General features: G+C 67.3%; 17 protein-coding genes. 8 read left to right on the plus strand and 9 right to left on the minus strand.

Features of this window, described 5'->3' with window-relative positions; translation table 11 throughout:
• Positions 1-58: 58 nt before the first annotated feature.
• Positions 59-1081: an L-threonine 3-dehydrogenase gene (gene tdh / locus Q0P60_RS19815; RefSeq protein WP_049468340.1), complete on the minus strand. Its 1023-nt coding sequence runs from the start codon at positions 1079-1081 to the stop codon at positions 59-61.
• Between the two features lie 421 nt (positions 1082-1502).
• On the opposite strand from tdh, the gene Q0P60_RS19820 reads away from it, so the two are divergent.
• From Q0P60_RS19820 to Q0P60_RS19850, 7 genes are all read left to right on the plus strand, one after another.
• Positions 1503-3668 carry a S46 family peptidase gene (locus Q0P60_RS19820; protein ID WP_294997324.1) on the plus strand — a complete coding sequence of 722 codons (2166 nt, stop codon included), beginning with the start codon at positions 1503-1505 and terminating at the stop codon, positions 3666-3668.
• A gap of 248 nt (positions 3669-3916) precedes the next feature.
• On the plus strand, positions 3917-4561 hold the full coding sequence (locus Q0P60_RS19825; protein WP_008268389.1) for a histidine phosphatase family protein: 645 nt from the start codon (positions 3917-3919) through the stop codon (positions 4559-4561).
• A gap of 41 nt (positions 4562-4602) precedes the next feature.
• Entirely contained in the window at positions 4603-5874 is a 1272-nt protein-coding gene (gene folC / locus Q0P60_RS19830; RefSeq protein WP_294997325.1) for a bifunctional tetrahydrofolate synthase/dihydrofolate synthase, read from the plus strand.
• An 81-nt stretch (positions 5875-5955) separates the two neighbouring features.
• Positions 5956-7011, plus strand: coding sequence for an SPOR domain-containing protein (locus tag Q0P60_RS19835; RefSeq protein WP_294997326.1), 1056 nt, complete (start codon positions 5956-5958; stop codon positions 7009-7011).
• A 46-nt stretch (positions 7012-7057) separates the two neighbouring features.
• On the plus strand, positions 7058-7837 hold the full coding sequence (locus Q0P60_RS19840; protein WP_294997327.1) for a CvpA family protein: 780 nt from the start codon (positions 7058-7060) through the stop codon (positions 7835-7837).
• Positions 7838-7867: 30 nt separating this feature from the next.
• Positions 7868-9334, plus strand: a complete 1467-nt coding sequence (gene purF, locus Q0P60_RS19845; protein WP_008265108.1) for an amidophosphoribosyltransferase — start codon at positions 7868-7870, stop codon at positions 9332-9334.
• A 9-nt stretch (positions 9335-9343) separates the two neighbouring features.
• Positions 9344-10168, plus strand: a complete 825-nt coding sequence (locus Q0P60_RS19850) for a ferritin-like domain-containing protein (protein ID WP_294997328.1) — start codon at positions 9344-9346, stop codon at positions 10166-10168.
• 77 nt (positions 10169-10245) lie between these two features.
• On the opposite strand, the gene Q0P60_RS19855 is transcribed toward Q0P60_RS19850, so the two are convergent.
• The gene (locus tag Q0P60_RS19855; RefSeq protein ID WP_294997329.1) at positions 10246-11703 is read right to left on the minus strand and encodes a DUF2235 domain-containing protein; all 1458 of its coding nucleotides are present in this window, start codon (positions 11701-11703) and stop codon (positions 10246-10248) included.
• 225 nt (positions 11704-11928) lie between these two features.
• Here Q0P60_RS19855 and Q0P60_RS19860 point away from each other — a divergent pair, with 225 nt between their 5' ends.
• Positions 11929-13182 (plus strand): zinc-dependent metalloprotease, encoded by a 1254-nt coding sequence (locus Q0P60_RS19860; protein WP_294997330.1) that lies wholly within the window; start codon positions 11929-11931, stop codon positions 13180-13182.
• A gap of 54 nt (positions 13183-13236) precedes the next feature.
• Here the strand turns inward: Q0P60_RS19860 and lpxH are convergent, their stop codons facing one another.
• The 7 genes from lpxH to phoR all read right to left on the minus strand — a co-directional run bounded on the left by lpxH (position 13237) and on the right by phoR (position 24219).
• Positions 13237-13983, minus strand: coding sequence for a UDP-2,3-diacylglucosamine diphosphatase (lpxH, locus tag Q0P60_RS19865; protein WP_294997331.1), 747 nt, complete (start codon positions 13981-13983; stop codon positions 13237-13239).
• A 93-nt stretch (positions 13984-14076) separates the two neighbouring features.
• Positions 14077-14616 carry a phosphatase PAP2 family protein gene (locus Q0P60_RS19870; protein ID WP_294997332.1) on the minus strand — a complete coding sequence of 180 codons (540 nt, stop codon included), beginning with the start codon at positions 14614-14616 and terminating at the stop codon, positions 14077-14079.
• On the minus strand, positions 14597-15742 hold the full coding sequence (locus Q0P60_RS19875) for a glycosyltransferase family 1 protein (RefSeq protein WP_294997333.1): 1146 nt from the start codon (positions 15740-15742) through the stop codon (positions 14597-14599). The genes Q0P60_RS19870 and Q0P60_RS19875 overlap by 20 nt, the downstream gene beginning before the upstream one ends.
• Before the next feature lie 170 nt (positions 15743-15912).
• Positions 15913-18837 (minus strand): TonB-dependent receptor, encoded by a 2925-nt coding sequence (locus tag Q0P60_RS19880; protein ID WP_294997334.1) that lies wholly within the window; start codon positions 18835-18837, stop codon positions 15913-15915.
• 299 nt (positions 18838-19136) lie between these two features.
• A complete protein-coding gene (gene ppx / locus Q0P60_RS19885; RefSeq protein ID WP_294997335.1) occupies positions 19137-20663 on the minus strand; it encodes an exopolyphosphatase in 1527 nt (508 codons plus the stop codon).
• A 132-nt stretch (positions 20664-20795) separates the two neighbouring features.
• Positions 20796-22883, minus strand: a complete 2088-nt coding sequence (ppk1, locus tag Q0P60_RS19890; protein ID WP_294997336.1) for a polyphosphate kinase 1 — start codon at positions 22881-22883, stop codon at positions 20796-20798.
• Positions 22884-22887: 4 nt separating this feature from the next.
• The gene (phoR, locus tag Q0P60_RS19895; RefSeq protein WP_294997337.1) at positions 22888-24219 is read right to left on the minus strand and encodes a phosphate regulon sensor histidine kinase PhoR; all 1332 of its coding nucleotides are present in this window, start codon (positions 24217-24219) and stop codon (positions 22888-22890) included.
• Positions 24220-24253 lie beyond the last annotated feature (34 nt).

Here is a 24253-nt window from a genome sequence, read left to right on the forward strand (position 1 = left end):
CGGCGCGGGGATAAGGAGACATGCGCGGACTGATTCACCATGGCGAAGCCACGGTGAATCAGTTCCAGCTGAGAACGACCTTGCCGGCCTTGCCTTCTTCCATCAGGTCGAAGCCCTTCTGGAATTCATCGATCGACAGCTGGTGGGTCATCACCTTGCCGAGCGGGAAGCCGGACAGCACCAGCTGGGTCATCTTGTACCAGGTCTCGTACATCTTGCGCCCGTAGATGCCCTGCACGGTCAGGCCCTTGAAGATGATCTTGTCCCAGTCGCAGCCGGCGCCCTTGGGCATGATGCCGAGCATGGCGATCTTGCCACCGTGGTACATGCAGTCGAGCATGTCGTTGAACGCACGCGGATTGCCGCTCATTTCCAGGCCCACGTCGAAGCCCTCCATGTGCAGTTCCTTCATCACGTCCTTCAGCGACTGGTTGGCGACATTGACCACGCGGGTCGCGCCCATGTCGGCGGCCAGCTTCAGGCGGAAGTCGTTGACGTCGGTCACCACCACGTTGCGCGCACCGATGTGCTTGCAGATGCCGGCGGCGATGATGCCGATCGGGCCGGCGCCGGTGATCAGCACGTCTTCGCCGATCACGTCGAATTCCAGTGCGCAGTGCGCGGCATTGCCGTACGGGTCGAAGAATGCGGCCAGTTCCGATGGGATCTGGTCCGGGATCGGCCACAGGTTGCTGGCCGGCATCACCATGTACTCGGCGAACGCGCCGTTGACGTTGACGCCGATGCCGACGGTGTTCGGGCACAGGTGCGGGCGGCCGCCACGGCAGTTGCGGCAATGGCCGCAGACGATGTGGCCTTCGGCCGAGACGCGCTGGCCGATCTCATAGCCGGTCACCGCCGAGCCGAGCGCGGCGATGCGGCCGACGAACTCGTGGCCGATGGTCAGGCCCGGCTTGATGGTGCGCTGGCTCCACTCATCCCACAGGTAGATGTGCAGGTCGGTACCGCAGATCGCGGTCTTCTCGAGCTTGATCAGGACCTCGTTCGGGCCCGGGGTCGGAACCGGAACCTCTTCCAGCCAGATGCCCTTGGCCGCTTCGCGCTTGACCAGGGCCTTCATCGTTTGCTGCGCCATCGGGGTGGAACTCATCAGGGGGAAAGCGCGGATTATAGGGTGCCGCGCGGATTTCCCATGTTGCGCTGCGGGTGCAGTGGCGGAACGAAAGGCGGGCGCCAGCGGGCGTTTCGAACGTATTGCAAACAGCAGCGCCCCCCAGGTTCGGGGGAGGGGGCGTGGTCACCCTGGCCGGGACACGCAAAAGCCCATCCATGGTGCTCGATGGCGCCTTGCTCGTGCGCGCTGTCCTGCGCACACGGCGCCAACGGTCCCGTCCAGGGTGACCATGCCCGCGCTGGACCGCTTACGTGCGGGCGGCCGACGTAAGCGTGGCAGGGCAGGAAGCACGGCCATGACTTCCGGGGTTCGGGCCGGGGACGGGCCGCGGGCTACAATCGAGGGTTCCACTACCAGGGGCCGCTCCATGCGCTCGAACCTGCTTGCATTCTCCATCGTCGCCAGCCTTGGGCTGGCCCAGGTCGCCCATGCCGCTGAAGGCATGTGGGTGCCGCAGCAGCTGCCGGAAATCGCCGGTCCGCTGCAGAAGGCCGGCCTGAAGCTGTCCCCGGAGCAGCTGTCCAACCTCACCGGCGACCCGATGGGGGCCGTGGTGGCCCTCGGCGGCTGCACCGCCAGCTTCGTCTCGCCGCAGGGGCTGGTGGTCACCAACCACCACTGCGCCTACGGTGCCATCCAGCTGAACTCGACCGCCGAGAAGAACCTGATCAAGGACGGCTTCAACGCCCCCAAGCACAGCGATGAGCTGAGCGCCGGCCCGAACGCCCGCGTCTACGTGCTTGACCAGATCACCGACGTCACTGCGCAGGCCAAGGCCGCCATCGCTGCCGCCGGCAACGATCCGCTGGCGCGCAGCCGCGCGCTGGATGCCTTCGACAAGGCCCAGGTCGCTGCCTGTGAGGCCGAAGACGGTTTCCGCTGCCGCCTGTTCACCTTCTCCGGTGGCAACACCTATCGCCTGTTCCGCAACATGGAAATCAAGGACGTGCGCCTGGTCTACGCGCCTCCGGGCAGCGTCGGCAAGTACGGCGGCGACGTCGACAACTGGATGTGGCCGCGCCACACCGGTGACTTCTCGTTCTACCGCGCCTACGTCGGCAAGGACGGCAAGCCGGCGGCATTCTCGGCCGACAACGTGCCGTACCAGCCGAAGCACTTCCTGAAGTTCACCGACCAGCCGCTGGGCGAGGGTGACTTCGTGATGGTGGCCGGCTACCCGGGCCGCACCAACCGCTACGCGCTGGCCGGCGAGTTCAACGAAACCGCCAGCTGGACCTACCCGACCATCGCCCGCCACTACAACGCGGTGCTGAAGATGATCGACGAGGCCGGCAAGGCCGATGCTGACATCAAGGTGAAGTACGCCGCGACGGCGGCCAGTATGAACAACGTGGCCAAGAACTATTCGGGCCAGCTGGAAGGCTTCAAGCGCATCGACGCGGCCGGCCAGAAGCAGGCCGAGGAAGCCGCGGTGCTGGCCTGGCTGAAGAAGCAGGGCGCCGCCGGCAAGCCGGCGCTGGCCGCGCATGCACAGCTGGTCAAGCACCTGGATGCGAGCAAGTCGACCCGTGAGCGCGACCTGTTCGTCAGCCAGTTCAACAATACCTCGGTGGTCAGTGCCGCCCTCGGCCTGTACCGCCTGTCGATCGAGCGCGCCAAGCCGGACGCCGAGCGCGAAGCCGGCTACCAGCAGCGCGACCTGCCGACCCTGGAAGGCGGCCTGAAGCAGATGGACCGCCGCTACGTGGCGAAGATGGACCAGCAGCTGCAGGCCTACTGGCTCGACCAGTACGTCGCGTTGCCGGCCGCGCAGCGCAACAACGAAGTGCTGAACACCTGGCTGGGCGGCAGCGATGCCAATGCGGTCAAGGCACTGGTGGGCAAGCTGTCGGGCACCGAGCTGGGCAGCCTGGACGCACGCCTGAAGTGGTTCAAGGCCGATCGCGCTGCGTTCGAAGCCAGCACCGATCCGGCCATCCAGTACGCGGTGGCCATCATGCCGTCGCTGCTGAAGCAGGAGGAGCAGAAGAAGATCCGCGAAGGCGAGTCGCTGACCGCGCGTCCGCTGTACCTGCAGGCACTGGCTGACTACAAGAAGAGCCAGGGTGAATTCGTGTACCCGGATGCCAACCTGTCGTTGCGCATCACCTTCGGCAACGTGATGGGCTATGCGCCCAAGGATGGCGTGGCCTACACCCCGTTCACCACGCTGCAGGGCATCGTTGCCAAGGACACCGGCGTCGATCCGTTCGACGCTCCCAAGGCGCTGCTCGATGCAGTCAAGGCCAAGCGTTACGGCGGCCTGGAAGACAAGCGCATCGGCTCGGTACCGGTGAACTTCCTGTCCAACCTCGACATCACCGGCGGCAACTCCGGCTCGCCGGTGCTGGACGCGAACGGCAAGCTGGTCGGCCTGGCCTTCGACGGCAACTGGGAATCGGTCAGCTCCAACTGGGTGTTCGATCCGGTGATGACGCGCATGATCTCGGTCGACAGCCGCTACATGCAGTGGATCATGCAGGAAGTGGCGCCGGCACCGGAGCTGCTGAAGGAACTGAACCTGGCGAAATAAGGCTCGCGGTTCCGGGTGGTCCATCCACGCATGGCGTGGATCTACTGCCTGTACCGATGGTAGTGCCGGCCGCTGGCCGGCAACCTCGACCCAATGGCCGGAAACGGCGAAACCCCGCGACGCAGGTCGCGGGGTTTTTTCATGCCCGGCCCGGCCGGGTGCGCCGAACGGGTATCATCCCTGTTCCGCGTACTTCACAGGATGTGAACGAAACGCGGAAACCTCCTCCCCCAGGACCCCTTGCACGCATGCGCATCCTGCTTGCCCGCCACGGCGAAACGCCGTGGAACGCCGAAGGCCGCTACCAGGGCCAGATCGACATTCCGCTTTCGCCGATCGGTGAAGCCCAGGCCCAGGCACTGGGTGCCCGCCTGGCCTCGGTGGACATCACCCGTGCTGTCGCCTCGCCGCTGTCGCGCGCGCAGCGCACCGCGCAGCTGGCGCTCGGCGCCGCCCGCGCCGACATGCTGCTGACCGAGCCGGAGCTCCAGGAAATCGCCCACGGCGAATGGGAAGGGCTGCTGGCCAGCGAGATCCATGAAAAGGATCCGTCGCGGTTGCAGGCCTGGCGCGAGGAGCCGGATACCGTGCTGATGCCCGGCGGCGAATCGCTGCGCCTGGTGCTGGAGCGCAGCTGGCGCGGCCTGGCCCGTGCCACCGAGGGCCTCGGCGAGCACGACACCCTGCTGGTGGTGGCCCATGACGCGGTCAACCGCGTGATCCTGTGCAAGGTGCTGGGCCTGCCGATCTCGCGCCTGTGGACCTTCCGCCAGGCGCCGACCACGCTCAACCTGCTGGAAGGCGCCGACCTGGACAGCCTGGAGGTGGTGCGCCTGAACGACTGCGCCCACCACACGCCGTTCTTCGGCGAAGCCAAGCACCGCGCCCTCTGATCCATTCCCTCGCATCAACTGCTTCTGCTGGAACCGCTGCCGTGACGAACACCCCGACCACCCTGGCCGAATGGCTGGATTACATTGAACGCCAGCACCCGGCGAGCATCGACATGGGCCTGGAGCGCGTGCGCGCCGTGGCCACGGCGATGGGCCTGGGCGCGCCGGCCAAGCGCACCATCGTGGTCGGTGGCACCAACGGCAAGGGCTCCACCGTGGCCTTCATCGAGGCCATCGCGCGTGCCGCCGGCTGGAAGGTCGGCGCGTACACCTCGCCGCACCTGCAGCGCTACAACGAACGCGTGCGCATCGACGGCCAGGACGTGGACGATGCCGCGCTGGTCGCCGCGTTCAAGGTCATCGAAGCGGCGCGCGGCGACACCACGCTGACCTATTTCGAGTACGGCACGCTGGCCGCGCTGCAGCTGTTCGCCGACGCCGGGCTGGACCTGGCCGTGCTGGAAGTGGGCCTGGGCGGCCGCCTGGATGCGGTCAACATCATCGACGCCGACGTGGCCGTGATCACCACCGTGGACATCGACCATGCCGAGTGGCTGGGCGAGGACCGCGAAGCGATCGGCACCGAGAAGGCCGGCATCATCCGCGGCTGGAAGCCGGTGATCCTGGGCGAGACCGACCCGCCGTCGAGCGTGCTGCGTCGCGCCTACCTGGTCGGCGCCAACGCCATCCGCGGCGGCAGCGACTATTTCTACGAGCCGATCGATGCCCAGCGCTGGCGCTGGCGGGACGTCGGCCTGCGCATGGAACTGCCGGTGCCGGCACTGGCCGGCCCGATCCAGCTGGCCAATGCCGGTGCCGCCATCGCCGCGCTGCGTGCACTCGACAAGCCGGTGCCGCGCGCTGCGTGGGCCGCCGGTATTGCCGCCGCGCGCATCCCGGGTCGCCTGCAGGCGTTCGAGCGTGACGGCGTGCAGGTCCGCGTCGATGTCGGCCACAACCCGCAGGCCGCCGGCCAGCTGGCGCGCGCGCTGAAGGCCGACGTGTCGGCCGGGCGTACGCGGGCCGTGTACGCCGCGTTGCAGGACAAGGACGCGGTGGGCGTGGTGGAGGCGCTGCAGGACGTGGTGGGCGAGTGGACCCTGGCCGGCCTGGACGGCCCGCGTGGACAGAGCGCCGAGCAGTTGCAGGCACGCCTGGCCGGTACCGCCGCTGCCGGCGCGCCGCTGGCCGGCAGTGTCCAACAGGCGCTGCAGCAGGTGCTGGCGCAGGCGGAGCGGGGTGACCGGGTGCTGGTGTTCGGCTCGTTCCATACCGCCGCTGCGGCCCTGCAATGGCTGCAGGGCGACGCCTGATCCGCGTTCAGCCAACGCCGACGCCGGCCGGTCCGGCACCCGTATAATCGACGGCAATCTCCGGACAGTTGCCTGCCTCACGTGGATACGCCCCTGAAACAGCGTCTGATTGGTGCCATCGTGCTGGTGGCACTGGCCGTGATTTTCCTGCCGATGCTGGTCAAGGGACCGGCACCGGACAGCGGTGTCGCCAATGTGCCGATCGCCGCGCCGGATGCACCGGCCGATGGCCAGTTCGAAACCCGGGAGCTGCCGCTGGTCGCCCCGGCGGGTGGCGCCACCGGCCTGCAGAGCGGCCAGGCCAAGCCGCTGCAGGAGGCCGCCGCGCCGGCCACGCCGCCGACCGTGGACACCTCGCCAGCGGTTGCCGCCGGCAACTATGCGGTCACCTTCGGCGCCTATGGCAGCAAGGCCGATGCCGATGCGGTGATCGCTTACCTGAAGCGATCGCAGATGCCGGGCTTCGCTGAAACCACCACCATCAATGGTCGCCAGGCATGGCGCGTGCGCGTCGGGCCGTATGCCGATCGTGCCCAGGCCGAGGCCGCCCGCCTGCAGGCGGTGAAGATCCGCGCCGATGTGAAGGCCGAAGTCATCACCCTGGATGCGGCAGCGGGCACGACTGCGCCGGTCGCCGCCACCCCGGCCCCGGCCGCGCCCGCTGCCAGCACCCCGGCGGCCGCCACTGCACCGTCGGCCAGCGGCAATCCGGTGCGCAGCGAAAGCCTGCCGCCGAGTACGCCGAGCGCCACTACCACGCCGGCCGCGAAGCCGGAGCCGCCGAAGCCGGTTGCCAAGCCCGAGCCTGCAAAGCCGGAAGCCAAGCCCGAACCGAAGCCGGAGGCGACCGCCAGCAAGCCGGCAACGGCTCCGGCGACGCCGGCCGCGCCCGCCGCCAGCGGCGTCGGCTTTGCCGTGCAGCTGGGTGCGTTCGGCCAGGCCAGTGACGCCGATGCCCTGCGCGACAAGGTCCGTGCCGCCGGTTTCAGTGCGTTCGTCGAGCAGGTGCGCACCGACAAGGGCACCCTGCATCGGGTCCGCGTCGGGCCGGTCGCCAACCGCGCCGATGCCGAGCAGCTGAAGGCGCAGGTCGCCGCCAAGGTCGGCGTGGCCGGCATGGTCCGACCGCACCCATGATCCCCGCGCAGCCCCGTTGCCAGCGCCGCCGAAGGAGCGGGGCGCCATGATCGACGTGGTGCTGCTGATCGTGATCGCCGCCTCGACCCTGCTGGGGATGCTGCGCGGCTTCGTCGGAATCGTCATCGGCACCCTGTCGTGGCTGCTGGCCGCTTGGGCGGCCTTCGCCTTCGGCAATGACGCCGCCCACTGGTGGGCGGCACCGGCCGCCCCGGGGGGCGAGCACTTCGTCGGCGGCTACCTGGGGGTCGGCATCGGCGTGATGATCGTGGTCGCGGTGATCGGCATGGTCATCAAGGCGCTGGTCCATCGCAGCATGCTGACCAGCCTGGACCGCCTGCTGGGCGGGGTGCTGGGCGCGGTGCGCGGCGGCCTGATCGCCGCCATCCTGGTGCTGCTGGCCGGCTTCACCCCGCTGACCGCCGAGCCCTCCTGGCAGCGCTCGGCGGTGCGCCCGCTGCTGAACCCGACCGTGGCCTGGATGAACAGCAAGCTGCCGCACTGGGAGGTTCCCGGCGCCGATCTGCTGCCCAAGGCCTTGCCGACCGACGCACTGTCCCCATCTGCATTGATGGAGTTGGGAAAGAACGCTGGCGCCGGGTTGGGAAAGCCGGGCGCGGCAGGCGATAATGGCATCCTCAACCAGGTAGTGGCAGGCAGCGGATGGCTGCGGCCTGCGAAAGCGGAACAGGGCGATTCCTACGATCCGGCCGAAGTGCGCCCGGATGCCCCTGCACTGCCGGACAGTATCGAGCCGGGCGATCCGGCCAATGTCGACCGCAGGCGCGGCGACCACCGCGGCCAGGTACGGCCACCTTCCTTGTAACTGGGCACAGCCCAGCGGAGACCTCGCACCATGTGTGGCATCGTCGGAATCGTCGGCAACCAGAACGTCGCCGGGCAGTTGTATGACGGCTTGACCGTCCTCCAGCACCGTGGCCAGGATGCGGCGGGCATCGCCACCGCCAGCGGCAGCCGCCTGCGCGTGCAGAAGGCCACCGGCCTGGTCCGCGACGTATTCGATGCGCGCACCATGTCCACCCTGGAAGGCAGCGTCGGCATCGCCCATGTGCGCTACCCGACCGCCGGTTCGGAAGGAATGGACGAGGCCCAGCCGTTCTACGTCAATTCGCCGTACGGCATCGCGCTGGCCCACAACGGCAACCTGATCAACACCGAGGCACTGCGCCAGCAGGTGTTCGAGCAGGACCGCCGCAACGTCAACACCGATTCGGACAGCGAAGTGCTGCTGAACGTGTTCGCTTTCGAACTGGACGCGCAGCGCCAGCTCAGCCCGGAAGCCGCCATCCGTGCGGTGGCCGGCGTGCACCGTCGCTGCAAGGGCGGCTATGCGGTGGTCAGCGTGGTGCTGGGCCTGGGCCTGGTCGCTTTCCGCGACCCGCATGGCATCCGCCCGCTGGTGCTGGGCAAGCGCAGCCACGCCGAAGGCGATGAGTACATCGTTGCGTCCGAGTCTGCCGCGCTGGACGTGCTGGGCTTCCAGCGCGTGCGCGACGTGCAGCCGGGCGAAGCGCTGGTGATCACCGCGCGCGGCGAGCTGTTCTCGGAGATCTGTGCCGAGCCGGCCGAGCACACCCCGTGCATCTTCGAGTACGTGTACTTCGCGCGCCCGGATTCGATGATCGACAACGTTTCGGTGCACAAGGCGCGCATGCGCATGGGCATCAAGCTGGGCGAGAAGATCCTGCGCCTGCGCCCGGACCACGATATCGACACCATCATCCCGATCCCGGATACCTCGCGCGATGCCGCGCTGGAGATCTCCAACGTGCTCGGGGTGAAGTACCGCGAAGGCTTCATCAAGAACCGCTACATCGGCCGCACCTTCATCATGCCGGGGCAGGGTGAGCGCGTGAAGTCGGTGCGCCGCAAGCTCAACCCGATCCACCTGGAGTTCCGCAACCGCGTGGTGCTGCTGGTGGATGACTCGATCGTGCGCGGTACCACCAGCCAGCAGATCGTGCAGATGGCCCGTGATGCGGGCGCGCGCAAGGTGTACCTGGCCAGCGCAGCGCCGCCGGTGCGTTTCCCGAACATCTACGGCATCGACATGCCGGCCGCCGAAGAGCTGGTCGCGCACAACCGCACGGTGGAAGAGATCGAAGCCCACCTGGGCTGCGACTGGCTGATCTACCAGGACCTGGAAGACATGGAAGCGGCGGTGAGCGAGGGCAACCCGGCGCTGCGCAACTTCGATTCGTCCTGCTTCAACGGCCATTATCCGACCGGCATCGAGCCGGGCTACTTCGAACGCATCCAGCAGCTGCGTTCGGACGATGCCAAGCACAAGCGCCGCGCCTGAGGTCCAGGCGTGGTTGAAGTGCCCGACGTTGATGGCGACCTGCTGCGCGCAGCGCAGCAGTGCCTGGCCGAAGCCGATCCGCTGCGCAAGGTCGCGCTGACCCAGGCCTACGCCGCTGCGTTCCGGGCCGGTCGCCTGAAGGTGGCCGCCGATGCCGCAGCGCCGGAGCCGATCCGCATACCGGGCCGGCCGGCGCAGTTGCTGCTGGTGCATCCGCGCGAGGTTCCGCGGCGCGGGCTGGGGGGCGTGGAAGGGCGTGCCGCCTTCATCCACGCCATCGCGCATATCGAGCTCAATGCGATCGACCTGGCCTGGGATGCGGTGTACCGCTTCCGCGGCCTGCCGGCCGCGTTCCATGCCGACTGGGTCAGCTGTGCCGACGACGAATCACGGCATTTCATGCTGCTGCGCGAGCGCCTGCAGGTGCATGGCCATGACTACGCCGATTTCCCCGCGCACAACGGCTTGTGGGAAATGTGCGAAAAGACCGCGCATGATGGCCTGGCGCGCATGGCGCTGGTGCCGCGCGTACTGGAAGCGCGCGGCCTGGACGTGACCCCGGGCATGATCACGAAGCTGCGCAATGTCGGCGATGCTGAAACCGCCGATGTGCTGGACGTGATCCTGCGCGAGGAAGTAGCGCATGTCGCGGCCGGTTCGCGCTGGTACCGCTGGTACTGCGACCGCGCCGGCGTGGAGCCGCGTGCACGTTTCAAGGAACTGCTGGTGGAATACGCCGGCGGCTACCTGCATGGTCCGTTCAACATTGAAGCACGCCTGCTGGCCGGCTTCGACGCCGACGAACTGGCCAACCTGCTCGAGCAGGCCCGCTGACCCCAAAAAAGGGGACGGAGGGGATTAAGTCGTTTGTGGCACAAACGACTTAATCCCCTCCGTCCCCTTTTTCTGTGTCATGCGTTTGGCAGGACGACGCGCTTGCCGTCGGTGGTCGGGCGGTTGATGTAGAACAGCCCGGGGCCTGGCCGGTAGGGCAGTTCGCTGACGCCGGCATCGGCGGCGTAGGTCAGTGCGGTGTCGCCCAGCGCATCGAAATTCCAGTGCGCCGACTGCATCAGGTAACGACGCCGCAGCAGTGCTTCCTGGGTCTGGGTCAGCGCCTGTCCTTCCGCCAGGCGGCGGGCGATCGGCTGCAGGGCGGACGGCAGTTCCCAGCCGGGTACATCGGCGGCGCTGGCATGCCAGCGCACGCCGGCGTCGATCGCCTGCTGCTGCATCACCTGCAATGCGATCAGCTGGTAACGCCAGTCGATGCGCCGGCGCAGCACCACGGCGGCGGTGACGTACAGCACCGGAGACAGCAGTACGCTGCGGCTGCCGGCACGGCGCTGCTGCTGCCATTGGTGCCAGACATCGACCCAGATTTCCTTCTCGCCCACCCCCAGCTGCTGCCGCCAGCGCTCGGCGTCGGCCTGGGTCTCGGCATAGGCGGTGGTGGCCTGCAGCAGCGCCAGCGGCGGTACCTGGTAGTCGGCCACCGCCGGGCGCCGCAGCTGCTGCCGGCGCGGGCGGCTGAGCAGCTTGGGGCCTTCCTCCAGCTGGTTGTAGCCGCCGCCGATGTTGGCATGCACGCCGGGCAACGCGATCTCGGTGAACGGGGGGGCCACGCTGGTCAGTGGATAGTGCTGGCGATGTTCGTCGCGCGCGGTCAGCTGCACCACGCGGGCAGCGATGCCGCTGCGCAGGGTGAGCTGCGGTTGCTCATCGGCACGGCCGCCGCTGACCGCAACCACGGTGTCGAACAGGCCGATGAAGCGCAGCACCGGCACCGCAGGTGCGAAGTCCGCGGCACAGGCCAGGCCGGAGGCCTGCAGCAGCTGGCGCCAGCGTGCACTGTCCCAGCCCTGCAGCTGGTTGGCGATATCACGCGCTGCGGCGGCGCCGCGCGAAAAACCGAACAGGTCCAGCTGCACCCCCTGCAGCGGGTGCCGCCAGCGCGTGGACAGCCCGGTGAGTGCGGCCGGCAGCAGCACCTGCAGTGCGCGCTGCACCTTCGCACGCACCCCGCTGGCACCGATGCCGAACGCCAGCCCGATCAGATCATCATCGGCATCATCGCGGGTGCCGACGCCTTCCACATAGATCGACAGCGAAGGCGTGGCCAACGCATCGCGGCGGCTGTCCGGGTACAGCTGATGCAGGCGCGCGATGTTGGTCAGGCCGTTGTCGTAGCTGCTGGTCAACCGGCTCTGGTAGGTCGAGTCGTCATCGGCACGCAGCTGCGCCGGGCGCGGCTGTGGCAGCTGCGAACGACCGCGCGCCAGATTGTGAGCGTTGTTGCGGGTGCCATCGAAGAACAGGCCAATCCGCAGCAAGCCGACATCTTCGTCCGTGTCCTGCGATGGTGCCATGTGCATTCCCCGTCGTGGCTGCGTCACGGTAGCGCGAAAGCGGTGTATTGGCGAAGTGTAGTGACGCTTTTGACCTGACTGAACGCAGGCGCAATCGATCACAGATTCTGACTTTCATTCCGATCGCCTATTGAATTCACACGACCCGCGCAGGCCATATGGCCAAACCCGGCAAACCGGGTCGTGCTGCATCAACGCTGTTCACATCATTCAAGGAGCGACGCAATGTTGTCCAGATCGATTGGCAAAGCGGCAGGTGGCCTGGTGTTGGGTTTGTCGGTGGCGGCGGCCGCGCATGCGGCACCGTTGTTCGAGCCGGTGACGGTCATCAGCCGGGCATCGGCAAACAGTGAGCCCGCACTGGGCAAGCTGCTGGCCACCCCGTCCACGGCGACGGTGCAGGAAGTGCGTGTCGACGCCGCGGCCACCGCGCAGCCGCAGCTGGAGTTCGAGCTGCTCGGCAAGCGGGTGCAGGCGGTGCGCAGCAAGGTCGAGGCGCTGTCCGACGGTGGCAGCATCTGGTACGGCCATTTCCGTTCGCCGTCCGACCGCCTCACCGCCACTGCCTCCACCGGCCAGGACGATCCGGGCAATTCGCTGATCCTGGTGCGTTCGGGCGACACCATCACCGGTTCAATCCGCAAGGACGGCAAGCTGTATCGCCTGCGCCCGCTGGGCAACCGCCATGTGCTGGTGGAAGTGGATGAATCGCGGATGCCGGCCGACCATCCGGCCGACTACAACCAGTTGCCGAAGATCCCGATGGCCGACAACGACCATATCGGTATCGCGCAGGCATCGTCGGGCACGCCGGCGACCATCCGTGTGCTGGTGGTGGCAACCAATGCTGCGGTTACTGCCTATGGCGGCAACATGCAGTCGCTGGTGCAGCTGGCGGTGGCCGAGTCCAACCAGGGCTACGTCAACAGCAATGTCGGCATCACCATGCAGCTGGCCGGCTATGAGACCACCAGCTACACCGAATCGGGCAGCTTCGATACCGACCTGGCGCGCTTCCGCGGCACCAGCGACGGTTACATGGACAGCATCCATACCAGCCGCAACACCGCCACGGCCGACGTCGGTGTACTGCTGATCAACAACAGCGCCTACTGTGGGCTGGCCTCGGGTATCGGCTCGACGGCCTCGACCGCATTCGCGGCGGTGTACTGGGATTGCGCGACCGGCTACTACTCGTTCGCGCATGAAATCGGCCATCTGCAGAGTGCGCGGCATGACATCGCCACCGACTCGAGCACGTCGCCCTATGCCTATGGCCACGGCTACCGCTACGAGCCGGCAACCGGCACCGGCTGGCGCACGATCATGGCCTACAACTGCACCCGCAGCTGCCCGCGCCTGAACTACTGGTCCAACCCGAACATCAGCTACAACGGCATTCCGATGGGCAATGCCAGCACTGCCGACAACCAGCGCGTGCTGGTCAACACCAAGCACACGATCGCGGCGTTCCGCTGATCCTGTGATCTCCGCGGCCGCCTTGCGCGGCCGCGGACTCCCGGCCCGCGCGCGTCAGCTGCGGGCGAGGGTATCCAGCGACCAGCCGTTGGCGTCCACGCGCAGCACCGATCCCTGTTCGTACCAGTCACCCAGCACGATGCGGGTGCACTCGCGCCCGCCGGCCTGCAGCGTGTGGATCGCCGGGCGGTGGGTGTGGCCATGGATCATGGTGTCCACGCCATGGCGGACGAAGGTGGCATCCACTTCGGCCGCCGACACGTCGGTCACCGACTCGAACTGTGCGCGATCACCCTGCTTCATTTCCGACTGGCGGGCCTGGCTGGTTTCGCGGGCCTTCTGTGCGAAGGCGATGCGTGCGGCCAGCGGCTGCGACAGGAACTGCGCCTGGAAGGCCGGGTCGCGGGTCTGTGCGCGGAACTGCTGGTAGGGAATGTCGTCGATGCACAGCAGGTCACCGTGCTGCAGCAGTACGGCGCGGCCGTACAGTTCGATCACGCAGGGGTCGGGCAGGATGCGCAGGCCGGCGCGGCGCGCGTAGTCCTCGCCGAGCAGGAAGTCACGGTTGCCGCGGATGAAGTAGACCGGCACGCCGCTGCCGGACAGCACCTTCAGCGCATCGGCCACCGCATCGGCGGCGGGCGAGGGGGTGTCGTCGCCGATCCAGGCCTCGAACAGGTCGCCGAGGATGTACAGCGCATCGGCGCCGGGCGCCTGCTCGCGCAGGAAGCGCAGGAACAGGTCGGTGATCTCCGGACGGCTGGGGTCCAGGTGCAGGTCTGAAATGAACAGCGTGGTCATGCCCGCATTCTAGGCCATCCCCGATCCCGGTAGCGCCGCCGGCACTGTGGGGGTCAGATCCCTTTGCCGAAGGAAAAGGGATCTGACCCGACGCTAGACCGGCAGCGGCAACCAGGTGAGGCTGGCCGAGGCCAGCAGGATGGCGATGCCGGTGGCGGCGAGCACATCCGACGGATAGTGCAGGCCCAGCACCACCCGCGACAGCGCCACGCCCACCGTGAAGGGCACCAGCAAAGGGGCCAGCCAGGGGTAGTAGGCCAGCGCAACGATGGTGAACGACACCGCGTGCAGGGTATGCCCGGAGGGGAAGCTGAACTCATCCAGCGGTGCCACCCAGGCACGGATGCGCAGGTCCGCCGCATACGGGCGCGGGCGTCGGGTCCAGCGCTTGAGCCCCTTGTACAGCAGCAGCGCGGCCAGGCCGGTGGCAGCCATGTGTACGGATGCGCGCAGGCCGTCGAATCCATCGAGCAGCACCAGCGCCCCCATCAGCACATACCAGAACACGCCGTCGCCGAGCCGGCTGATGATCGAGAACAGGCGGCGCACGCGACGGCGCCGGCAATAGTGGTTGGCCCGCCGGCACAGGCGAGCTTCGCGGTCGGCCAGCAGCTCAAGCCGCGTGGTGCGCATGGCCACTCCTCCGCGACTGGGCCAGTTCGGCCAGCAGCGCATCGAACTCTGCCACCACCTGTTGCGGATGCAGGCGTTTCATCGCGCGTGCGGCGTTGCTGCCCAGCCGCTGGCGTTGCGCGTCATCCGCGGCCAGCTGCACGGCCGCTTCGATGAACTGCTCATCGCTGTCCACCGCGGCGCCGTTCTCGCCGTTGCGCAGGTACTCGCGTGCGGCGCCATAGTCGAAGGCCACGGTTGCCACGCCGCTGGCCATGCTTTCCAGAGTCACGTTGCCGAAGGTCTCGCTGCGGCTGGGGAACAGGAACAGATCGCCGCTGGCGAAATGCCGTGCAAGTGCGTCGCCGCGTTGGATGCCGCAGAAGATGAAGTCCGGGTTCTCGTGCGCCAGCTTTTCGCGGGCCGGGCCATCGCCGACCCACACGAAGCGGGCCTTGGGGCGGATCTGCTGCAGCCGGCGGAACGCCTTCACCGCCAGGCCGAGGTTCTTTTCCGCCGCAATGCGGCCAACGTAGATCGCCACCAGGCCGTTGCCGTCCACGCCCCACTCTTCGCGCAGCGCCGGATCACGCCGACCCGGATCGAACTGCTGGCTGTCGACCGCGCGTGCCAGCAGGCGCACCCGCTCGAAGCCCTGTTCGCCGAGGAACTGCTGCAGTTCGCGGGTGGGAACCAGGGTCGCATCGGCCTGGTTGTGGAAGCGGCGCATCCAGCGCATCGCCGCGGCCTGCAGCCAGGCCACGCCGTAGTCGGGAAGGTATTCGTCGAAGCGGGTATGGAAGCCACTGGCGACCGGGATGCCGAGACGGCGCGCGGTGCGCAGCGCCGACCAGCCCAGTGGGCCTTCGGTGGCGACATACACGGCGTCGGGGCGTTGCTGCTGCCAATGGCGGCCGAGCCGGATCGGTGCCGGCAGGCCGAAACGCAGGCCGGGATAGCGGGGCAGGGCAGCGCCTGGCACCAGCAGGGTACCCGGTGCCGAGTCCAGCGCTTCACTGGCCTGGCGTGGCCGGATCAGGTCGATCTCATGGCCGGAGTCACGCAGTCCCTGTTCCAGGCCCTGCACGGTGAGGGCAACGCCGTTCACTTCCGGCGGATAGGTCTCGGTGACGATGGCATAGCGCATGGCGGGCCTCCCGGTTTCGGGCATGCTCGGGTCTGGCGATGTAGCGGATATGACCGCTTTGCGACCGCCAGATGACGCCGCTCAAGGCCGAACGCGGCCTTCTGCGCGCAGGCAGAAAAAACCACGGCCCCGAAGGGCCGTGGTGGTGGTGCCTCAACAGCGCGCAGGGATCAGAAGCGCTGGGTGTACTTCATGTAGATGAAACGACCGATGTCGTAGCCGCCGTAGTACGAGAAGACCGAGCGCGGCTTGGTGTACATGACCGGGCCCTGCTTGTCGAACACGTTGTTGGCGCCGACCGAGACGGTGGCATCCCACGGCAGGTTGTAGCGGAACTGCAGGTCGTGGAAGGTCACCGCGCCACGCTCGTTGTAGTTGCGCACGCCCTTGTACCACGGAGCGGCCACGCCCGGATCCGAGCACTCGTCGGCGTACTTGGTCGGGTTGACGCACTGTTCCTTGACGCTGGAGTAGTAGCGCGCGGTCCAGCTCACGCCGAAGTTCTCCAGATCCCAGCCCACGGTCAGGTTCGAACGCACGCGGAAGCCGATGCCACTGTTGGTCACGATGCCGTTGCTGACGGTCGGGACGATCGTGCTGTCGTTGGACGAGCGCGAGATGTCCTTGGCCACGTAGGTGGTCGACCACGAGGTGCTCAGCTTGCCGTAAGCGGTATCCAGGCGGTACGACAGGTCCATGTCGTAGCCTTCGACCTCGGCGAAGCCGGCGTTGCGGCCGCCGAACTTCAGGCCGGTGACGATGCCGTTGGACGGATTGCGGGTGAAGCGCGCGCAACGATCGGCCAGGCCCTGCTCGTAGCAGTCGATCAGGATCTGGTTCGGGCTGTCATCGACGATGGTGTCGTCGATGCGGATCTTCCACCAGTCCAGCGACACATTGAGGTTGCTGACGAAGGTCGGGCTCCAGACCACGCCCAGGGTGCGGCTGGTCGAGGTTTCCGGCTTCAGGTTCGGGTTCGAACCACCCACGAACGGGGTCGGGGTGGGAGCGACCGAGCCTTCGGTCGGCAGGTTGCGGTTGTCCAGCTGGCGGAAGTTGGCGACATCGGCGATGTCCTTCGCGCAGCGGGCACGGACTTCGGCGCTGCTCTTGGCCGAACCGTACTTGCTGTCGCACGGGTCAGAGAAGTTGGCGAAGGTTTCCGAACCACCGCCGTACAGGTCGGAGATGGTCGGGGCACGGAAGCCCTGCGCCCAGGTGCCGCGCACCAGCAGCTGGTCGATCGGCTTCCACTTGAAGCCGAACTTGCTGTTGAGGGTGTTGCCGAAGGTGTTGTAGTCCGAGAAGCGGGTCGCGGCGTTGAGGCTCAGCTCACGGGCGCCCGGCAGGTCGGACAGCACCGGCACGTTCAACTCCAGGTAGGCTTCCTTCACCTTGTACGAACCACCGGTCGGGCCTGCGGCCAGGTTGGTGGTGGCACCGGTCTGGGCCAGCGCGTCCGGCACGAACTTGCCGGTTTCCTCGCGGTTTTCCACGCCGAAGGCGAAGCCCAGGTCACCGGCGGGCAGGGTGAACAGGCTGCCGCTGATGTTGGCGAAGGCGTTCTTGGAGGTGGTGCGACCGGTGGCGTTCTCGGCCGGGAACAGCCAGTCCTGCAGGGCCTGGTTGTTGGTCATGCCATACGGGCTGTCCACGCCGTACGGGACCAGCGGATTCCACGGCAGGCAGCCTGCGATCGGCGCGCCCGGCTTGCCGCATTCGACCTTGCCGGTGCTGGCGTTGTAGTACGACGGACCGGTGGCGGCCTGCACGCGGCCCTTGTGCAGGTTGCCGGTGGTGTTCTGGCGCAGTTCGTTCTTGTTGTACTGGTAGCCCACTTCCCAATCGAAGTAGCGCTCACCGATCTCGAACGAGCCGTCGAACGCGGCGACGGCACGGTAGGTTTTCAGTTCGCTGGTGCTGGTGCGCGGCAGCTCCCACAGGCGGCGATTCCACTTCACTGCGGTCGGCGTGGCATAGCCATGCTGGTTGCCGAACGGGTTGAAGTAGCTGTCGATCGACATCGGGTTGATCTTGGCGACGTCGACGTCGAACGGATAGCCGGCGGTGACGCGGGTCGAGCTGCGCTTGTTGTAGCCCAGTTCGGCCTTGAAGCGCACGTTGTCGGTGATGTTGGCCTGGCCCGAGAAGTACAGCGAGTCACGCTTGATCGGATAGCTCAGGTGCATCTGATCGTTGGTGTTGCTGACGTCACCGGTGAACGCGGTCGGATCGGTGAAGTGGTAGTTGGCCGGGTTGGTCGGGTCGCTGCCGCGGTTGAGCGAATAGTCGCAACCGGCGGCCTTGGTGCAGCCCGGGCCGCCCTTCACGCCATAGAACTGGCCCCACTGGCTGGTGGTGGTCCAGCCATCGGTCGGGTGGCGGTCGGTGTTGCTGTAGCGGCTGAAGCCACGGTCACGCGCCCACACGGCCTTTTCTTCGGAGTGTTCAGCGGCGAAGGTGGCCGAGAAGCGGTCGTTGGACCAGCCGGCAACCACGTCGAAGCGGTCGCGTGCGCCGTCGCCTTCGCTGTACTGGCCGTGGTAGACGTTGGCGGTGATGCCGCTGACGTTGGTGCGGGTGATGATGTTGATCACGCCGGCCATCGCGTCGGAGCCGTAGATGGCCGAGGCGCCGTCCTTCAGCACTTCGATGCGTTCCACCGCCGACACCGGCAGGGTCGACACGTCCTGGTAACCGGAGGTGCTGATGCCCAGGCGCTTGCCGTTGACCAGCACCAGCGTGCGCTGGGTGCCGAGGTTGCGCATGTTGACGTAGGTACCACCGGCATCTTCACCGGCCGACAGCACATTGGCGCGGCTGATGGTCGGGCTGCCCATCGCGGTGACGTTCTGCAGGATGTCCGACACCGAGCTGAAGCCCTGGCGTTCGATGTCCAGGCGGGACAGGGCCAGCACCGGCTGGGCGGTTTCAACGTCAACCTGGCGGATGCGCGAACCGGTGATCTCGATGCGGTCCAGGGTGGTCGGTGCAGCGTTGCTGCTCTGGGCGAAAGCCGGCAGGGCAGCCAGCGTCGCGGTGGTCGCCAGGGCGTAACGGATGGCCTGGCCCAGCGCGGTGGTACGTGAAGTCATTAACGATCTCTCTCTCAGGTCGTGCGCGAGACGTCACTCCGGACGTCGGTGAAGCCGGTCGTTAATCAGACCGACGACCGATAGTAGTCTCGTTGGTTAACGTCCTGTAAAGAGAGCGTGTCGAAAGTTGTCATTCCGCATCACGTCATTTCACAAAAAATGAACAAAAGCAGGCGCTTATGCCAAATGGGCATCCCTGCAATGCGGCTACAACTGCTGCGATGCAGCAGGAATTGCGCGGAAAACGCGCAGAACGTGCGGAACGCGGCGCGCAGTGAGGCGCCGCTCCGGGGGGCGGATCAGGCCACGAACGGCCGGAACTGGATGCCCAGCCCGGCGATGCCGTCGGTTTCGCCGATCAGGTCGGCGCGCAGCAGCGGACGGGCATCGATGAAGGCCTGCGGCACGATCAGCGACAGGCGGTTGTCGTCGGCGGTCAGCTCCAGCGTCGGCAGCGGATCGTCCTCGTGGGCACGGTTGAGCAGTACCGCCAGGCGCAGCAGGGCGGCCAAGCGGCGTGCGGTCAGCAGCAGGCGCTCGGGCAGGGCGTCGAATGCGGTCTTGGTCACGCTGCGGCGGTGGCTGCGGACCAGGGCGGCCAGCATCTGCTGTTCCTGGCGCGAGAAGCCGGCGATGTCCGAATGCTCCAGCACGTAGCTGCCATGCACGTGGTAGCCGCTGTGGGCGATCATCAGGCCCAGCTCATGCAGGCGCGCGGCCCAGCCGAGCATGCGTGCATCGTCGGCGTCGAGCCGCCAGCGTTCCTGCACCTGCTCGAGCAGCGACAGGGCGGTGTCCTGCACCCGGTCGGCCTGCACGGTATCGATGCCGTAGCGCTGGCTGAGCGCGGCCACCGATTCATCGCGAAGATCGTTCTCGCCGGCGCGGCCGACAATGTCGTAGAGGATGCCTTCGCGCATCGCCGCCTTGCTGACCAGCAGCTTCTGCAGGCCCAGTGCCTGGAAGGCGGCCTCCAGCACCAGGATGCCGCCGGCGATGATCGGGCGACGGTCGCTGGACAGGCCGGGCAACTGGATGTCGTCGATCTTCTTCGCCTTCAGCAGTTCGTCGCGCAGCTGCGGCAGGGCCTCGGCGGTGATCGCGCCCTTGCTCAGCTTCATCGTCGCGCAGATCTCGCTGATTGCCTTGTGCGTGCCCGACGAGCCCAGGGCTTCCTGCCAGCCCAGCGCGCGGTACTTGCTGGCGAAGGGCTGGAATTCGCGGCCGATCTCGGCCAGGGCATCCTTCCAGCGCTTCTTGCTCAGCTTGCCGCCGGGGAAGAAGCGCCGGGTGCTGGCGATGCAGCCGGCCTGCAGGCTTTCGCGCTCCAGGGTCTGCATGCCCATGCCGATGATGAATTCGGTGGAACCGCCGCCGATGTCGATCACCAGCCGGCGCTGGCCGGGCTTGGGCGGCTGTGCGTGGGCCACGCCGAGGTAGATCAGGCGCGCCTCTTCGCGGCCACTGACCACTTCGATGGCGTGCCCCAGCGCCGTCTCGGCCGGGACCAGGAACGACTGCGGCGAGCGCAGCTGGCGCACCGTGTTGGTGGCCAGCGCGCGGACCCGGTGCGGCGGCACATTGCGGATGCGCTGGCCGAAGCGGGCCAGGCATTCCAGCGCGCGCTGCCGCGCAGCGGAGGACAGCCCACCCTTGCCATCCAGGCCGTCCGCCATGCGTACCGTCTCGCGCAGGCGGTCGATCACCCGCAGCTGGCCGAGCGTGTAGCGCGCGATGACCATGTGGAAACTATTGGAGCCAAGGTCGATGGCGGCCAGCAGGTCGCCATCCTGCAATGCGGGCGGAGTCGTGGTGGTATGCGGCATGGACGAATGTTAGCCGAAGGCCGGGTCGCGGCGTCACCGCAAGGCCTTCACATGTAGGAGATGCGACCGCAGGTCGCATTGGAGGGGGCAGATCCCGTTCCTGGGGGAAAGGGATCTGACCCCGGGACCGGGCTACAGCCCCTGCATCAATGCCATCTGTGCGGAATGCGGGGCTTCGTCGTGGGCCGGCGCGCGCTTGTGGTAGATGCCGTCGGCATCCAGTTCCCAGGCATTGAGGTTGTCGTCGAGGTAGTTCTGCAGGACCTCGCGATAGACCCGCCTGGCCAGCTCCGGATCGAGGATCGGGAAGCAGGTCTCGACCCGGCGCAGCAGGTTGCGCTCCAGCCAGTCGGCGCTGGCGCAGTACATCTCCGGCGCGCCGTCGTTGCCGAACCAGTACACGCGGCTGTGCTCCAGGAACCGGCCGACGATCGAGCGCACGCGGATGTTGTCCGAAACACCGGGAACGCCAGGGCGCAGCGTGCAGGCGCCACGGATGATCAGGTCGATCTGCACGCCGGCCTGCGAGGCGGCGTACAGGGCGCGCACCACCTGCGGCTCGTTCAGTGCGTTCATCTTGGCGATGATGCGCGCCGGGCGGCCGGCGGCAGCGATGCGGGTCTCGCGCTCGATGCGGCCGAGGATGCCGGTGTGCAGGGTGAAGGGCGACTGCAGCAGTCGCTTGAGCTTCATCTTCGAAGCCAGCCCGGACAGCTGCTGGAACAACAGGTGCACATCGTTGCCGATGTCCGGATCGGCGGTGATCAGGCTGATGTCGGTGTACGCACGGGCGGTACCGCTGTGGTAGTTGCCGGTACCCAGGTGCACGTAGCGGCGCAGCTTGCGGCCTTCGCGGCGCACGATCAGCAGCATCTTGGCGTGGGTCTTGTAGCCGACCACGCCGTACACCACCTGCACGCCGGCTTCCTGCAGGCGATCGGCCAGGCCCAGGTTGGCCTCTTCATCGAAGCGCGCGCGCAGCTCGACCACCACGGTCACGTCCTTGCCGTTGCGCGCGGCCTGGATCAGTGCATCGACGATCAGCGAATCCTTGCCGGTGCGGTACAGGGTCTGCTTGATGGCCAGCACGTTGGGGTCGATCGCCGCCTGCCGGATCAGCTCCAGCACTGCGGTGAAGGCATCGAACGGGTGGTGCAGCAGCAGGTCCTGGCGTGCGGCCGTTTCGAAGATGCCGTCGCTGTCGCGCAGGGTGCGCGGGGTCATCGGCGGGTACTTCAGGTCCGGCTGCGCGATCAGGTCGTACAGCTGGATGATGCGGTTGAGGTTGACCGGCCCGTCGATGCGGTACACCGCGTTCTCGGTCAGGCCGAAGTTCTGCAGCAGCGTGCGCACGATCTCGCGCGGCATGTCGTGGGCGATTTCCAGCCGCACCGCCGGCCGGTAGCCGCGGTCGACCAGCTCGTCGCGCAGCGCCAGCGCCAGGTTCTCCACTTCCTCCTCGTCCACCACCAGTTCGGAGTTGCGGGTGACGCGGAACTGGTAGGCGCCCTGGACTTCCATGCCCGGGAACAGTTCATCGACGAAGGTCGACAGCACCGACGACAGGAACACGAAGTTCTGCGGGCCGCCGAGCTTTTCCGGCAGCTGGATGATGCGCGGCAGCGAGCGCGGCGCGCGCACGATGGCCAGGTGGCCGGCGCGGCCGAACGCGTCGGTGCCCTTCAGCACCACCACGATGTTCAGCGATTTGTTGAGGATCTTCGGGAACGGATGCACCGGGTCCAGGCCCAGCGGCGACAGCACCGGCATGATCTCGTTGCGGAAGTACGCGCGCAGCCAGCGCTTCTGGCGGTCGGTCCAGGAATGGCGGCCGAGCACGCCGATGCCGGCCTCCATCAGTGCCGGGCGCAGGGTCTGGTTCCAGCAGCGGTACTGCTGGTCCACCAGCTCGGCGGCACGGTCGTGGATGGCGGTGAGGATGGTCTGCGGGCTCATCCCGTCCGGTGCCGGCGGCAGGCCGAATTCCTGCGCATGGCGCACCGCGGCGGCACGGATCTCGAAGAACTCGTCGAGGTTGGTGCAGGAAATGCACATGAAGCGCAGGCGCTCCAGCAGCGGTACCTGCGGATCCATCGCCTGTGCCAGCACGCGGAAGTTGAAATCCAGCTGCGACAGCTCGCGGTTGATGTAGAGCGCCGGGTCACGCAACGGATCGTTGTCCGGGCTCACGGGGAGGGGGAGGGATCCGAGGCTGCTCATGGCGTCATTCTTCGATGGATGTCAGGGGGGCGGACTCGCGCGGGCGCACGTGGTCGGCATCGAAATGGCAGGAGAACACCGAGCCCTTGCCGACCTCGCTTTCAATCTCCAGCCGGGCGTGGTGCAGGCCGAGGATGTGCTTGACGATGGACAGGCCCAGGCCGGTGCCGCCGCTTTCACGCGAACGGCTGCTGGAGACCCGGTAGAAGCGTTCGGTCAGGCGCGGCAGGTGGCTGGCCGGGATGCCGTAACCGGAATCGCGTACGGACAGTACCGCACCCTCGCCTTCGCGGTGGAACTCGACGGCGATGCGGCCACCGGCCGGGGTATAGCGCACCGCATTGGTGACCAGGTTGGAGAACGCGCTGTGCAGTTCCTTGGTCGACCCCTGCAGGTCGACACCGGCCAGGTCATCGATGCTGATCTGGTGGCGGCCCTGGCTGTGTGCCTCGGCTTCGCGGCGCAGGGTCGCCAGCATCGGCTGCATGGCCACGGTCTCTTCCTCGCTGTGTTCCTGCGATTCAAGCCGCGACAGGGTCAGCAGGTCCTCCACCAGCTGGGCCATGCGCTGGCTCTGCTTGCGCATTTCTTCCAGCATCGGCCCGGTTCCCGGGAAGTCTTCCGGGTCCATCATGTCCAGGTAGCCGTGGACCACGGTGAGCGGCGTGCGCAGTTCGTGTGAAACGTTGGCCACGAAGTCGCGGCGCACCTGTTCCAGGCGTAGCAGCTTGCTGACGTCGCGGGCGATCAGCAGCCAGTAGTCCGACGAATAGGGAATCAGGCGCAGGTTCAGGCGGATCGCGGGATCGACCGGCGAAGGCACGTCCAGGATCGGCTCGGCATTGCGGCCACCGGCCAGCCAGTGCGCCAGCGGCATCGGCTGCAGGCGCTCGACCAGCGCCTCGCCGAGGTCGCCAGGGTGATGCAGGCCTAGCAGCGCGGTGGCCGCTTCGTTGAACCACTGCACGCGCTGGCTGTTGCGGTCCAGCACCACCACGGCATCGGGCAGCGCGGCGGCGGCGGCGCGGTAGCTGCGCAGCATGTCCAGCAGGCGGCGCTTGCGCACGCGCATCTCCACCTGGTTGCGGTACAGCAGGCGGTCCAGCTCGTTCCAGACGCCGGTGCCTTCCTCGGCGGTGTCCCAGCGCTGGCGCGCGGTCAACCGCCGCAGCACGCTGCGCAGGCGCCAGTAATGCCAGGCCAGCGTGGCCAGCGCGCCCAACGCGATGCACAGCCACAGATGGCCCGAGAACCACCCCACCAATCCGGCGAACAGCAGTACCGCGGCGACGGTGGCCAGGGTCTTCAACCAGGCAGAGCGGATGTGGCGGGGCATTGCGATCTCGTCGTTGAGGTGCGGCGGTTCACTG

The organism is uncultured Stenotrophomonas sp., from assembly GCF_945952405.1.
Lineage (GTDB): Bacteria > Pseudomonadota > Gammaproteobacteria > Xanthomonadales > Xanthomonadaceae > Stenotrophomonas.

Excerpts from the sequence above, each read along its gene's own strand:
- tdh (WP_049468340.1), bottom strand. The coding sequence starts at position 1,081 with ATGAAGGCCCTGGTCAAGCGCGAAGCGGCCAAGGGCATCTGGCTGGAA.
- Q0P60_RS19820 (WP_294997324.1), top strand. The coding sequence starts at position 1,503 with ATGCGCTCGAACCTGCTTGCATTCTCCATCGTCGCCAGCCTTGGGCTG.
- Q0P60_RS19825 (WP_008268389.1), top strand. The coding sequence starts at position 3,917 with ATGCGCATCCTGCTTGCCCGCCACGGCGAAACGCCGTGGAACGCCGAA.
- Q0P60_RS19840 (WP_294997327.1), top strand. The coding sequence starts at position 7,058 with ATGATCGACGTGGTGCTGCTGATCGTGATCGCCGCCTCGACCCTGCTG.
- purF (WP_008265108.1), top strand. The coding sequence starts at position 7,868 with ATGTGTGGCATCGTCGGAATCGTCGGCAACCAGAACGTCGCCGGGCAG.
- Q0P60_RS19855 (WP_294997329.1), bottom strand. The coding sequence starts at position 11,703 with ATGGCACCATCGCAGGACACGGACGAAGATGTCGGCTTGCTGCGGATT.
- Q0P60_RS19860 (WP_294997330.1), top strand. The coding sequence starts at position 11,929 with ATGTTGTCCAGATCGATTGGCAAAGCGGCAGGTGGCCTGGTGTTGGGT.
- lpxH (WP_294997331.1), bottom strand. The coding sequence starts at position 13,983 with ATGACCACGCTGTTCATTTCAGACCTGCACCTGGACCCCAGCCGTCCG.
- Q0P60_RS19870 (WP_294997332.1), bottom strand. The coding sequence starts at position 14,616 with ATGCGCACCACGCGGCTTGAGCTGCTGGCCGACCGCGAAGCTCGCCTG.
- Q0P60_RS19875 (WP_294997333.1), bottom strand. The coding sequence starts at position 15,742 with ATGCGCTATGCCATCGTCACCGAGACCTATCCGCCGGAAGTGAACGGC.
- Q0P60_RS19880 (WP_294997334.1), bottom strand. The coding sequence starts at position 18,837 with ATGACTTCACGTACCACCGCGCTGGGCCAGGCCATCCGTTACGCCCTG.
- ppx (WP_294997335.1), bottom strand. The coding sequence starts at position 20,663 with ATGCCGCATACCACCACGACTCCGCCCGCATTGCAGGATGGCGACCTG.
- ppk1 (WP_294997336.1), bottom strand. The coding sequence starts at position 22,883 with ATGAGCAGCCTCGGATCCCTCCCCCTCCCCGTGAGCCCGGACAACGAT.
- phoR (WP_294997337.1), bottom strand. The coding sequence starts at position 24,219 with ATGCCCCGCCACATCCGCTCTGCCTGGTTGAAGACCCTGGCCACCGTC.